At 48.9% G+C, this 13508-nt stretch carries 13 protein-coding genes; 2 read left to right on the forward strand and 11 right to left on the reverse strand.

What is annotated here, in order from left to right; translation table 11 throughout:
• Nucleotides 1-86: 86 nt before the first annotated feature.
• The gene (locus J2Z20_RS09995) at nt 87-1379 is read right to left on the reverse strand and encodes a homocysteine synthase (protein ID WP_209849029.1); all 1293 of its coding nucleotides are present in this window, start codon (nt 1377-1379) and stop codon (nt 87-89) included.
• Nucleotides 1380-1571: 192 nt separating this feature from the next.
• A complete protein-coding gene (gene deoC, locus J2Z20_RS10000; RefSeq protein WP_209849034.1) occupies nt 1572-2246 on the reverse strand; it encodes a deoxyribose-phosphate aldolase in 675 nt (224 codons plus the stop codon).
• A 195-nt stretch (nt 2247-2441) separates the two neighbouring features.
• On the opposite strand from deoC, the gene J2Z20_RS10005 reads away from it, so the two are divergent.
• Nucleotides 2442-3119: a response regulator transcription factor gene (locus tag J2Z20_RS10005; RefSeq protein WP_209849037.1), complete on the forward strand. Its 678-nt coding sequence runs from the start codon at nt 2442-2444 to the stop codon at nt 3117-3119.
• On the forward strand, nt 3113-4459 hold the full coding sequence (locus J2Z20_RS10010) for a sensor histidine kinase (RefSeq protein ID WP_209849040.1): 1347 nt from the start codon (nt 3113-3115) through the stop codon (nt 4457-4459). The genes J2Z20_RS10005 and J2Z20_RS10010 overlap by 7 nt, the downstream gene beginning before the upstream one ends.
• A 130-nt stretch (nt 4460-4589) precedes the next feature.
• Here J2Z20_RS10010 and J2Z20_RS10015 read toward each other — a convergent pair whose 3' ends face one another.
• The 9 genes from J2Z20_RS10015 to J2Z20_RS10055 all read right to left on the reverse strand — a co-directional run bounded on the left by J2Z20_RS10015 (nt 4590) and on the right by J2Z20_RS10055 (nt 13340).
• Nucleotides 4590-6200 (reverse strand): gamma-glutamyltransferase family protein, encoded by a 1611-nt coding sequence (locus J2Z20_RS10015; protein ID WP_209849043.1) that lies wholly within the window; start codon nt 6198-6200, stop codon nt 4590-4592.
• Between the two features lie 28 nt (nt 6201-6228).
• On the reverse strand, nt 6229-6759 hold the full coding sequence (locus tag J2Z20_RS10020) for a chromate transporter (protein ID WP_209849046.1): 531 nt from the start codon (nt 6757-6759) through the stop codon (nt 6229-6231).
• Nucleotides 6756-7337, reverse strand: a complete 582-nt coding sequence (locus J2Z20_RS10025; protein WP_209849049.1) for a chromate transporter — start codon at nt 7335-7337, stop codon at nt 6756-6758. Before J2Z20_RS10025 ends, J2Z20_RS10020 begins: the two co-directional genes overlap by 4 nt.
• A gap of 25 nt (nt 7338-7362) precedes the next feature.
• Nucleotides 7363-8343, reverse strand: a complete 981-nt coding sequence (locus J2Z20_RS10030; RefSeq protein WP_209849052.1) for an ABC transporter ATP-binding protein — start codon at nt 8341-8343, stop codon at nt 7363-7365.
• Nucleotides 8340-9314 (reverse strand): ABC transporter ATP-binding protein, encoded by a 975-nt coding sequence (locus J2Z20_RS10035; RefSeq protein ID WP_209849055.1) that lies wholly within the window; start codon nt 9312-9314, stop codon nt 8340-8342. Before J2Z20_RS10035 ends, J2Z20_RS10030 begins: the two co-directional genes overlap by 4 nt.
• Nucleotides 9315-9359: 45 nt before the next feature.
• Entirely contained in the window at nt 9360-10190 is an 831-nt protein-coding gene (locus J2Z20_RS10040; RefSeq protein WP_209849058.1) for an ABC transporter permease, read from the reverse strand.
• On the reverse strand, nt 10190-11146 hold the full coding sequence (locus J2Z20_RS10045) for an ABC transporter permease (protein WP_209849060.1): 957 nt from the start codon (nt 11144-11146) through the stop codon (nt 10190-10192). The genes J2Z20_RS10040 and J2Z20_RS10045 overlap by 1 nt, the downstream gene beginning before the upstream one ends.
• A gap of 37 nt (nt 11147-11183) precedes the next feature.
• The gene (locus J2Z20_RS10050) at nt 11184-12740 is read right to left on the reverse strand and encodes an ABC transporter substrate-binding protein (protein ID WP_209849062.1); all 1557 of its coding nucleotides are present in this window, start codon (nt 12738-12740) and stop codon (nt 11184-11186) included.
• A 123-nt stretch (nt 12741-12863) separates the two neighbouring features.
• The gene (locus tag J2Z20_RS10055; RefSeq protein ID WP_209849064.1) at nt 12864-13340 is read right to left on the reverse strand and encodes an Lrp/AsnC family transcriptional regulator; all 477 of its coding nucleotides are present in this window, start codon (nt 13338-13340) and stop codon (nt 12864-12866) included.
• Between the last annotated feature and the right edge of the window lie 168 nt (nt 13341-13508).

Here is a 13508-nt window from a genome sequence, read left to right on the forward strand (position 1 = left end):
TATACCTATATTAAAAAAATAAGGCTGTTTCCTTCAAAGAGTAAAGACTCAAAGGAAAACAGCCTTTTTTTATAAGGGATCAGTGCTTAGAGCTGACTTGCTTTAATGGCTTGCTCCAAATCATATAAAATATCATCGATTGATTCCGTTCCAACGGACAATCTGATCAGATTCGGATTCACCCCAGCGGAGTGCTGCTCTTCTTCGCTTAACTGCTGATGCGTTGTACTTGCAGGATGAATGATTAATGATTTCGAATCGCCAACGTTTGCAAGGTGAGAGAATAGCTTCACATTTTCGATCAATTTGCGTCCTGCTTCAACTCCGCCCTTAATACCAAACGTGAGGATCGCACCTTGGCCCTTCGTTAGATATTTCTGAGCAAGTTCATAGGATGGATGACTTGGTAGGCCAGAATAACTTACCCATTCAACGTCTTCATGAGCTTCTAAGAACTGAGCAACTTTAAGCGCATTTTGACTGTGGCGTTCCATACGCAAATGGAGCGTCTCTAATCCTTGAAGAAGCAGCCAAGAGTTGAATGGAGAAATGGATGCTCCGATATCGCGCAGCAGCTGTACGCGCGCTTTAATAATATAAGCCACCTGCCCAACAGCTTCTGTATATACAACACCATGATAACTCGGATCTGGTTCTGTTAAACCTGGAAACTTGCCGCTTGCTTTCCAATCAAATTTGCCTCCGTCAACGATCACCCCGCCGATCGAAGTACCGTGACCGCCGATAAACTTCGTTGCCGAGTGGACAACAACGTCGGCTCCAAATTCAATGGGGCGAAGCAGATAAGGGCTTGGGAACGTGTTATCTACGATGAGCGGTATGCCGTTCTCATGCGCGATAGCAGCTACTGCCTCAATATCAAGCACATCCCCTTTCGGATTGCCGAGCGTTTCTGCATACAATGCTTTAGTTTTATCCGTAATCGCAGCACGGAAATTTTCAGGACTACTTGCATCAACGAACTTCACTTTAATGCCGAGCTTTGCGAGCGTCGTCGAGAACAAATTGTATGTACCGCCATACAGAGTAGAAGAAGACACAATTTCATCCCCTGCGCCGGCAATGTTAAGAATAGAGAATGTAATCGCAGCCTGACCGGAAGCTGTTGCAAGTGCGCCTACGCCTCCTTCGAGCGCAGCAATACGACTTTCGAACACATCGGTCGTCGGGTTCATAAGACGGGTGTAGATGTTGCCAAATTCCTTTAGTGCAAACAGATTTGCCGCGTGCTCAGTATCCCGAAATCCATAAGATGTCGTTTGGTATAAAGGCACTGCTCGCGAAAGAGTTGTAGGATCAATTTGCTGCCCTGCATGAACCGCTAACGTTTCAATAGATAGCTTGCGCTCTTCAGACATAGATAAAACCTCCCCTAGTATCATCAATATTATGATTAATTTTCCAATATTCTCGCATACTTTCATTCATTTGAAAAGAGTTAATTCCGATAAATCTGATGCGTAATAATAGAATTGAGTACAATTCCTTGTTGTATAACGAAAAAAGGTCCCTTTCCTGAATTACTTGGAAAGAGACCTCTTCAATGTCATTTAATATGCTGTACTCGATTGCTCGCCTTTCGCAATGGCTACTCCGCCGCTTGTACCAATGCGAGTTGCGCCGGCTTCAACCATGGCTTTTGCGTCTTCTGCGCTGCGAACCCCGCCCGAAGCTTTTACGCCGATGTTGGGTCCAACCGTTTTACGCATGAGCGCAACATCTTCTTTCGTAGCACCGCCTGTGGAGAAGCCTGTCGATGTCTTCACGAAATCCGCACCAGCTTCTACGGACAACTGACAAGCGCGAACCTTCTCTTCGTCCGTAAGCAGGCATGTCTCAATAATCACTTTCGTGAGCGCTTTACCGCGTGCAGCTTCGACTACAGCCGCGATATCCCGCTTCACGAGTTCATTATTACCATCCTTAAGCGCACCGATATTAATGACCATATCCACTTCAGTTGCACCATTCTCAATCGCGTTCTTGGCTTCAAACGCTTTTGTTTCCGGTGTTGTGGCTCCGAGAGGAAAACCGATGACCGTGCAAACCTTAACTTCAGTATCACGTAGAATCTCATATGCAGTACTTACCCATGTTGGATTTACACAAACGGAAGCAAACCCATATTGTTTCGCTTCTTGAGCGAGCTTAATGATGTCTTCTTTTCTCGCATCTGCTTTAAGAAGCGTATGATCGATAATTTTCGTGATGGACTGCTGATTCATGACTTATTTCCTCCTAGGTTTAATTAGACACTTGATCCAAATCTTCTACACTTTATTCTCCTCATTGTGATCTAAATCCTTCTGTAATCCCTCATATTAGAATGATCAAAGTGCGCATTTTACATGTGCCCAAAAGTTGTTATCATTTAAATAGGCACTTATCTATTTTATATGAGGTCTGATGGGAGAATACATATGGTGAAAATATTAATTGCGGATGACGACCCATCCATTCTCGAATTGTTGCGCCTCTACTTGACCAAAGAAGGATACGAAGTACGAGCTGCTGCGGATGGAAGAGAGACATTGTCATGGCTCGAGCAGGAGTCCTTTGACCTCGTCATTCTGGATATAATGATGCCGTATGTCGATGGCTGGCAACTATGCCAAGAGATCCGTCGATACTATGGGGATATCGCCATTCTGTTCGTTAGTGCGAAGGGCGAATCCGAAGATAAAATTAATGGGTTCAAGCTGGGTACAGATGATTATGTCGTCAAACCATTTGATCCAGATGAACTCGTCATGCGTGTAAGGGCATTGCTTCGCAGATATCGTATTTATGCATCAGAGAGCGTTACGATTGGCGCCCTTACGTTAGAAGCATCTACCAAGTTCGCAAAGACAGGTTCACAGACACTTCCTATACCAGCCAAAGAGTTCGATCTGCTCTACATGCTATCCAGTTATCCAAATCAAGTGTTTACGCGTGATCAATTAATAGAGAAAATTTGGGGGCCGGACTTTGACGGTGATGAGCGCACGATAGATGTTCATATTAAAAGATTGCGTACTCGTTTTCCTGAATCACTCGGATTTCGTATTCAAACCATTCGCGGTATCGGTTATCGATTAGAGGTGAATACATGGTAAAAACGATATACGGGAAGCTCGTGATCACATTTATAGGCGTCGTCGCGGTCAGCATTATTATAACATTTTTACTAACCAACCTATTTTATCAACGCAAAGCGTCTGATTTCCTCGAACAGCGAATGATTGAAGATGCTACCGAAATCACGCGCATTCAATCAAAACTGCCTGCTTACGTTCTTCCAGATTGGCTGCAAAGTATGTCCAAATTGCAATTCAACATCTTGCTCATTCGGGAAGACGGTCGTCAGCTACATTTTGGCAACCAAAATGATAGGTGGCAAATTGATAATGAAATCGTTCAATCCGTACTTGCTGGCAACACGTACCGGGGAATGAAGCAGTTCGGCTATCGACCGGGATTCGTCGGCGTTCCTTTCACTCGAAATGGCGTTCATTATGCTATTTTTCTACGGCCAGCTTCAAATCATTCTATTAATCAATTCGGGCAAATGATGATGATTGTGTTGTCTGTTACGATCGTGGTCGGGACGATCCTATTTCTCGTCGCGGCCAGATTGTTATCTAAGCCGATCCGCACGATATCCCAGGCGATGAAACAAGTGGCAAAAGGGGACTATAACGTGCAGGTTGAAGTGACAAGCCGAGATGAAATCGGGGAGCTGAGCCGTATTTTCAATATGATGACCAAGGAACTGTCCAGCATTGAAGCAATGCGCCAAGAGTTTGTCTCCAATGTGTCTCATGAAATACGAACCCCGCTTACTTCGATCCGAGGCTTTGCAAGAGCGCTTAGCCAGACGGCAAATGAACAAGAGGCCAAGTACCTGCAAATTATTGAACAAGAAAGCGAACGGTTATCAAAAATAAGCGCCAATCTGCTAAAGCTCGCATCGCTGGATACGATTAAATTGAACATGACCCGCTTTGGACTGGACGAACAAATACGAATGGCTGTTGCGGCTTGCGTTCCGCTATGGAGTGTGAAGCAACTACACATCGAAGCAGACCTTCGGAAGGTGGAAATCGATGGGGATGAAGACCTGCTCAATCAAGTGTGGATGAATCTGCTCTCTAATAGCATTAAATTTACGCCAAACGAAGGACAAATTCATATTCAGCTCACTTCAACTCCAACTTATGCAACCATCATCATCACAGATTCCGGAATAGGCATCGCTGAAGAGGACATCCCTCGTATATTTGATCGATTCTATAAAGCAGATCGCTCTCGTACATCCCAAACGAGCGGCAGCGGACTCGGACTGTCCATTGTACGTAAAATCGTTAAGCTCCACGGAGGAAATATCGAGATCAGAAGTCAGCTTGATAAAGGCACTTCTGTCATTGTGACATTGCCGCTATACCAGTACAAATGATAAAAGACCAACAGGAATGTATTCCTGATGGTCTTATCTTTACTTATTTTATTCGTGAAACTTTAAAAACTGTTTGCCGTATTGACCATGTTCATGAATGAGAAGGTCGCTGGCTGGTTCCGTATTCCGATTACCATGCCGCAATGCAGCTATCCGTGCGCATGTCGGTACCACCGATCAATACACCGTTCTCACCTTGCCAGATGATCTGGCCGCGCCCGAAACTGTTGCCAAGCTGCGCCCATTTGACTTGATGTCCTTTTCTTGCCAGCGCTAACGCAATATGTTCCGGGAAGTGGCGCTCCACTTCCACCACCTTGCCCTTCATCCACTGCCAGCGCGGTGCATCCAAGGCAGCCTGCGGGTTCAGATGGAAATCAATGGTGTTCATCACCACTTGCACATGGCCCTGCGGTTGCATGAAGCCGCCCATTACGCCAAACGGTCCAACGGCCTTGCCGTCTTTGGTCAAAAACCCCGGAATAATCGTATGATACGTCTTTTTCCCCGGCTCCAAGCGATTATCATGAGCAGGGTCCAATGAGAAATTATGGCCCCGGTTTTGCATGGCGATTCCGGTGTCCGGCACCACGATCCCCGAACCGAAGCCCATATAGTTGCTCTGAATGAAGGATACCATGTTGCCTTCCCCGTCAGCAGTCGCCAGATAAACGGTTCCGCTGGCGCGCGGTTCGCCCGGCTCCGGCGTAATCGCCTCGTCACCTATAAGGCGCCTGCGGCTCTCGGCATAGTTGTCCGACAACAGTTGTTCCACAGTTGCCTTCATTTTATCTTCCTGGGTGATATAGTGTAATCCGTCGGTAAACGCCAGCTTCATCGCTTCGATCTGCTTGTGGTAGGTTTCCGTTGTCTCTTTTTCATCAAAAGAAAATCCCTTCAGAATGTTAAGCGCCATCAAAGCGACCAGCCCCTGACCGTTGGGCGGGATTTCCCATACATCATACCCGCGGTAGTTGACGCTGATTGGCTTAACCCAATCCGGCTGATAGGCAGCCAGGTCCTCTTTGGTCAGAAAGCCGCCGCTTGCCCGGGAAAAAGCGTCGATCTTCTCGGCAAGCTCGCCGCGGTAAAAGCTTTCCCCGTCCGTCTCCGCGATCAGACGAAGCGTCCGCGCATGGCCCGGTGATTTCCAAATTTCCCCTGCTTTGGGTGCGCGTCCGTCCGGAGCGAAGGTGGTGAACCAGTGGGAAAATTCCTCACCTGTGCACACTTGCTTAAACTTGTTGAAGGCGACACCCCAGTAGTGGGCCAGTGTGGGGGAGAGCGGATATCCGTTTTCCGCGTACTCGATGGCAGGCTTCAGGACCTCGGTAAGCGGCAGCCTTCCGAAGCGCTTGGACAGGGCCACCCATGCCGCCGGCGCCCCCGGTACGGTAACCGGAGTCCAGCCGTAGGCAGGCATCTCGTCATGACCTTTTGCCTTTACGGCGTCAATAGAAATGCTTTTCGGGGCCGGACCGCTTGAATTAAGCCCGTGCAGTTCCCCTTTCACCCAGACCAGGGCAAAAGCGTCCCCGCCTATACCGTTCGATGTCGGCTCCACTACCGTCAAGCAGGCAGCCGTAGCAATCGCGGCGTCAATGGCGTTTCCACCTTTCTTCAAAATATCAAGACCTGCCTGTGCGGCCAAAGGTTGAGAAGTGGCCACCATCCCGTTCGTTGCATAGGTCGTCATCCGTCTTGATGCATATGGGTACTCCATAGCGTCAAAGCGTTTCATCTGCGTTCCTCCGTTTCAAAAATTGACGTTATCTGATGAAAAAAAACCCGTATCCCATGGATGCCGCAATCACCACAGCGGGGTGAACCTTCCACTTTTCCAGTAGAAGAAAAGAGGCTATCACCAATAAACAGGTTTGCATCCAGCCGATTCCCTCCAGCGCTCCCATAAAAAACTCATAGGTCATAATTCCGAGAAGAACGGTTACGATCGGGCGTACTGACTGGGTCATTGCCTTCACCTGCGGCGCATTACGGAACAAGTTCATGAATTTGAGCAGCGCGATCATGGCGACCGCGGTTGGAGCGATTGTCGCAAAAAGCGCTACGATAGCTCCAGGCACCCCGGCTACCTGATATCCCACATAGCCGCCGAGCTTGGTGGCAATCGGACTGGGCAGGGCATTGGCCACCGCCAGCACTTCCCCGAATTCCTTGACCGTCATCCAATGATAGTGGTTCACCACTTCATTCTGGATGAGCGGAATGCTCGGCGGTCCACCGCCATACCCTAAAATGTTGGAGATGAAAAAGGCCCAAAACAATTTTAGGTAGATCATAATACTCCCTCCTTACTGCGCTCCTTTTTTTGTTTTCTGACCGCCCAGGTGGTATAAGCAAACGAAACCACCAGAGCGATGCCGACCACAATGCCAGGATGCCAGTTAAGGAACAACAGTGCCACAAGGGACAGAGCCAGCGTGATCGACACGCCGCTCTTGTTTTTGCTGCCCTTCCAGCCCTTTTGCAAAAATTCCCAAGTGAGCACAGCCGTCATAACAGCGATGACCGGTTGGATAGCCTGGATCATGCCGTAAACGCCCGGCGCATCCTTCCATTGATAAATGACCTCGAGCAGGCCGATCATCAGTAAAACGACAGGAAGCACAACAGCGCAGTTGGCCACCAGCGCGCCGAGCCAACCCTTCACCCGGTACCCGATAAAGGCCGCCAGCTTGGTGGCAATCGGACCGGGCAAGGCATTGGCTACTGCGAGATTATCCGTGAAATCTTCCTCAGTTACCCATTTATATTTCTTTACACACTCGGTATAGAACAGAGGCACCATCGTAGGGCCTCCTCCATAACCGAAAATGCCGATGCGAAAAAATGCAAGAAACAATTGCCAATAAATCATCCTGTCCCTCCGTCCCGTCCAGTCGTTACTTCAGTTGGCCTGACTGCACTAGATGGCAAGAAACGAGCTGTCCTGCTCCAATGTCTGAAAGGCTCGGCGCTTTAGTTTTGCAAATCTCAGTCGCGTATGGGCAGCGAGGGTGAAACGTACAGCCGCTCGGCGGATTTGCCGGGCTGGGCAGATCTCCCTGCAGCAGGATGCGCTCCCGTTTTTGCCTTGGCTTAGCCACCGGCACGGCAGACAGTAACGCCCGCGTATACGGATGGCTCGGATTTTCAAAAAGCGTCCGCTTATCGGCAATTTCCACCACGCGCCCCAAATACATGACAGCGATCCGGTCGCACAAATGCTTGACAACAGACAAATCATGGGATATAAACATCAGCGTAAGGTTGAATTCCTTTTTCAAATCTTTAAGGAGATTCAAAACTTGCGACTGGATGGATACGTCTAGTGCAGAGACCGGCTCGTCTGCAATGATAAGCTTTGGCTTGACGACAAGCGCGCGTGCGATCCCGATCCGTTGACGTTGCCCGCCGGAGAAGTCGTGCGGATGACGGTTGAGGTGCTCTTTTCGCAATCCGACCACTTCAATAATTTCCTCGATAATGCGTTCCCGTTCCGCTGTTGTGCCGATCTTGTGCACCATCAGCGATTCCATCAGGATCTGCTTTATCGTCATCCGCGGATTGAGCGATGCGTATGGATCCTGAAAAATCATCTGCAGGTCCTTGCGCATGCGGCGCATCTCTTCCTTGGACAGCTTCGCCAAATCCTTGCCGTCAAACCAGACTTCTCCCGCAGTCGGCTCCAGCAGACGCAAGATCGTCCGGCCAGTCGTTGATTTACCACATCCCGACTCGCCTACGATACCCAGCGTCTCGCCAGGATACACCTTCAGGTCGATGCCGTCGACCGCCTTGACGTATCCCGTTGTTTTCTTCAAAAAGCCTGACTTGATTGGAAAGTATTGTTGTAGACCCTTTACTTCCAATAGTGGAGTCATTGTTGTTCACCCTCCTCCGCATAGAGCCAGCAGCGGCATTTGTGACCATTCAATTGCAGCAGTTCAGGGGGCTTCTCGTGGCAAATCGCCATCGCCTGCGAGCATCGCGGGGCGAACCGGCAGCCTTTTGGCATCTGATGGGGGAGCGGAACCGTCCCAGGAATAGTATCCAGATACTCCCGCTCATCATCCAGTTCCGGTATCGAATTCATCAGCCCGATCGTATACGGATGCTTTGGATTTTCAAACAAAGTATCCACATCCGTCTCTTCCACAACCTGGCCGGCGTACATTACAATAACCCGGTCGCACATCTCGGCAACAACTCCCAAGTCATGCGTAATCAGCATGATGGAGGTTCCTGTTTTTTCCTTGACTTCGCGCATCAGATCAAGAATCTGCGCTTGAATGGTTACGTCCAGCGCCGTTGTCGGTTCATCGGCAATGATTAGTTTCGGATTGCAGCCCATAGCCATCGCAATCATGACACGCTGCCTCATCCCTCCGGATAGCTGGTGCGGAAATTCCTCGTAGATTTCCTCCGCCCGCGGCATTCCCACTGCCTTCAGCAAGGAAATTGCACGCTTTTTTGCCTCAGCCTTGTCCAGCTTCATATGGAGAATAATTGCTTCTTCAATTTGTCTGCCCACGGTGTGCAGCGGGTTGAGGGAGGTCATTGGCTCCTGGAAAATCATCGCAATCTCGTTACCCCGAACAGACTGCATCTCTTTTTCCGTAAGATCAAGTATATTTTTCCCGTTGAAGCGAATCTCTCCTTCTATCTTTCCGTTCGGAGGCAACAGGCGCATGATCGACAAGCTTGTCACGCTTTTCCCACAGCCGGATTCACCAACGATACCCAGCGTCTCGCCGGCATGAATGGAGAAGTCAACGCCATCGACCACGCTGACGACGCCGTTATCCGTACGAAACCGGGTTTTCAGTTGCTCAACTTCCAAAATGGTCGTCATCTGCTCCACTCCTTTATTCTTGATAGGATATCGGTTATTGCTTTTTTATTTCCGCACGCGGGGGTCTAGAATCTGCTGCAGTCCGTCCCCCAACAAATTAAATCCAAGCACAACCAGGAAAATAGCCATTCCCGGATAAATGGTCGCGTATGGTGCCACGGATAATAACGTTTGCGCCTGGTTCAGCATGCTTCCCCAGGATGGTGTCGGCGGCTGTACACCGAGCCCCAGATAGGAAAGGGATGCTTCGGCAATAATGCCTGACGCCATAGCCAGAGTCGCCTGAATCACGATCGGGTTTAGTGCGTTGGGAAGAATGTGGCGAAATAGAATCCGTGCGTCCTTTACCCCGACTGAACGCGCTGCCTGAATATATTCCATGTTCCGCAGCGTCAGTACCTGCCCCCTGGTAATACGGATAAAGGCGGGTGCGAACCCGATCCCGATGGCGAGCATAGCGTTGCCAAAGCCGGCCCCGAGAACGGCGGAAATCGCCAGCGCCAAAATCAGGAAAGGAAATGCCTGCATCGCATCCACGCTGCGCATCACGATCCATTCATCCCAGAATCCGCGATAGTATCCGGACAAAAGTCCGATCGGAACACCGATCAGCATCGCGATTCCGACGGAAATCAGCGCAGCTTCGATGGAAATTCGTGCGCCGAACACGACACGAGAGAAGATATCCCGGCCAAGGTCATCTGTTCCAAAAAGATGCTCACTACTTGGAGCCGACAGGACCTGATCATAGTTTTGCGCATTTGGATCATACGGCGCGATTTGATTCGCGAACACCGCCACGACGATCAATCCTAGAATGATCAGCGCCCCGATGACACCCAGACCATTGCGCAAAAATTTCTTCACCGTTTTCATCACTCGCCCGCTCCTTTCCCCGCCTTGATACGCGGATCAATCACAGCGTACAGGATATCCACAGCCAAATTAACAATTACGACCAGCGTGGCGGAGACAAGAATCGCTCCCTGTACGGTTACATAATCTCGTTTAAATACCGATTCCACAATCAAGCGTCCGAAACCGGGAATCGAGAAAATGGACTCGGTAATCACCAAACCGCCCAACAGGCCCGCAATCATCAGACCCGAGGTGGTTACTACAGGCACCATTGCATTGCGCAGCGCATGGCCCAAAATGGTACGGGCTTCGTTCAATCCCTTTGCTTTAGCCGTGCGGACGAAATCCATGCTTACCACATCCAGAAGAGACGAGCGCAACATCCGCATCAGCACGGCGGATTCACGAAGGCCAGTGGCCACACAAGGAAGAATCATTGCCAGAAGATTTTGTGTCGGGTTCTGAAGAAACGGCACGTACCCGGAAGAAGGAAGCCATTGATGATTTACAGCAAAATAGATGATCAGCATCATGGCCAGCCAGAAGCTGGGGATGCTCATACCTCCCAGCGCCGCGAAGGTGCTGGTGTAATCAATCCAGGTTCCTCGCCGCACGGCCGCAAGTATGCCCGCAGGAAACGCAATTAATATCGCAACAAGAAAAGTCCCAATTGTCAGCTCAATTGTAGCGGGCAGTCTCTGCATGATTAACGTAGAGACCGGTACCCGGTCGGTGATGGATATACCCAAATTCCCCTGCAGCACTTTTCCCAGCCAGGAAAAATACTGCACTACGATCGGCTGGTCTAATCCCAACTCCGTCCGTAGTGCCTGATATGCTTCCGGTGTCGCCTCTTGTCCTAAAATGACCCGGGCTGGATCGCCCGGGATCATGTGAATCAAGGAAAACGTCATAATCGACACCAGCAGGAGAATCGGGATTGTCAGCAATAGTCTTCTGACCACGAACATCATGACAATTTCCCCCTTATTCGTGCTGTTATGAATAAAGTTACTGCTTATCCAATGTAGCTGTGCGGATCAAGCCGTCTGGTACATAGTTAAAGCCTGTTATTTTCTTATTCAAGCCCAGCATGTTATACTGATGATATACATAGACATAAGGTGCTTCGTCCTGCATAACTTTGTTCACTTCGTCATAAATTGCTTTGCGTTTGCCCTCATCTAATTCAACCCGGGCTTTGAGAAGCAATTCGTCTAGTTTCGGATTAGAAATACGACCGTCGTTATTCGGCATGTCGGTCACAACGAAATCGTAGATGTTTTGATCGGGATCCTGACGACCGGACCATCCCAGTTGCAGCGCCTCGAAATCACCCTTGTCGCCTATATCCAACAGTTGGCCGTACTCCATTTTTTCCAGTTGCACATTGATATTGAACTGTTTCAGCATGTTTTGGAGCACTACGCCGAACTGTTCGTTCTCCGGTGAAGTGGAGATGTACAGTTTAAAGCTGAACCCGTTCGGTTGACCGCCTTTGGCCAGCAGATCCTTGATTTCGCCCGGATTCGGTTTGGTTGCCTTGTCCAGATCGCTGTAAGCCATGTTTCCAGGCGAAAAGGCTGTGTGAGCTGGCAGTGCATACCCATTGAACAACACTTTCACGAATGCTTCCCGGTCGATTGCGCGGTCAACGGCTTGACGCAGGTACTTGTTGTTAAACGGCGGCTTGGAATTGTTCAGGTATATACCTTGGAAACCCATACCTGGCTCGGCAATCAGTTGCAGGTTGGCGTCTGCCTTGATCGCCGGAATTTCCTTGACCGGCATATCGTCGATAATGTCTAGCATGCCGGAGCGCAAGTTCTGCACCTTGGCAGTGCCATTAGTGAATACCTTGTAGATAACCTCATCCACTTTTGGCTTGCCATTCCAATAATTATCATTTCGCTTCAGCGTCACATGATCGCCCTTTACTTGCTCAACAAATGAGAATGGGCCTGTCCCTGACGGATGATTGAGATAATCATCGCCATACTTCTTCACTGCTGCCGGCGAAACCATGATGCCGGAGCGGTCGGTCAAGATGGACAGGAACGGGGCGAATGGTTCTTTTAGCTGAATTTTTACCGTGTTTTTGTCCACAACCGTTACGGAGTCAACTGTTTTCAATTCGCCTCTCCGTTTCGACTTCGGAGCTGTCATGTTTCGTTCGAAATTGAATTTGACCGCTTCCGCGTCGAAGTCGGTGCCATCATGAAACTTAATTCCCTCTTTCAGCTTGAAGGTGTAGGTTTTCCCGTCCGGAGTTATTTCGTACGAGTTCACCAACATAGGAACGATTTTGCCGTTAGCGTCAATGTCAAACAGCTTGTCGTACAAGCTTGCGTACACTTGACGATCATACAGTGAAGTAGAAATGTTCGGATCCATAGACGGCGGATCTGCTTTCAGGCCGATGTTAATGACCTTTTTCCCGGCAGTCGCTGAAGATGTGGCTCCAGCTTTGTCGCTTGCTCCTTGGTTTGCGCCCCCACAGCCAGTGACCAGCAGGGCAGTTCCCAGTAAAGTAATCAGCAGTGATTTGTTCATCGATTTGAAAAACATGAGTCAACACCTTCTCTCTTTGGCGATTTTCAAAAGTACCATCCGACAGACTTTCTCTAATTTTTATCTCCAGCTCCCTACATCCGTCTTGATGGCATCCCCCCTTTCAGAAAGACACTAGCGTTAGCGTACAAATTTGTACTTGGATTTGAGGATCTTCAACTCATTGATTACATTGACTCTGGTGATACCCTCAATCTTGTTGAGCTTATTCATCAAAAATTGTGACAATTCTTCGTAGCTGCGAACCAGAACCTGGATGTTCAACTGATACTCGCCTGACGTGAGCACAACCAGCCGGGCTTCGTGGATTTCCTGCAGCTTGGCCACCACATCGTCCAGCTTGTTTGCTTCCACCGCCAGTTGTACAAACGCCTGCACGTTCAGTCCGGCTTTAACCGGATTTACGATACCTACCAGACTGAGGATGCCCTCGTCCTGCATTTGCTGAACACGCATCCGAATTGTTTTTTCCGTGACACCCAAATCTTTGGCAATCTGAGTAAACGGTAACCGGGCATTATCCTGCAGAGCGCGAACGATGCCATAGTCAAGGTCATCCAATTGGGGGTATAGCGAACGTTGATATTTCTCCTCCATACTTCACCTTCCTGTTTTTCGTCTTTATTTTCGACATACAGAACTATTAACAGTCATACAATAAAAATTTAAGACGATTTGAAACTATTTCTAGATAATATAATACGAATCACGACAAGTTGCAATATAGAATTTGCGAAATTTTATCTAAATAGCATATTTCCACAA

Origin of the sequence: Paenibacillus sediminis (genome assembly GCF_017873765.1) — a bacterium.
GTDB classification, from domain to species: domain Bacteria; phylum Bacillota; class Bacilli; order Paenibacillales; family Paenibacillaceae; genus Paenibacillus_AG; species Paenibacillus_AG sediminis.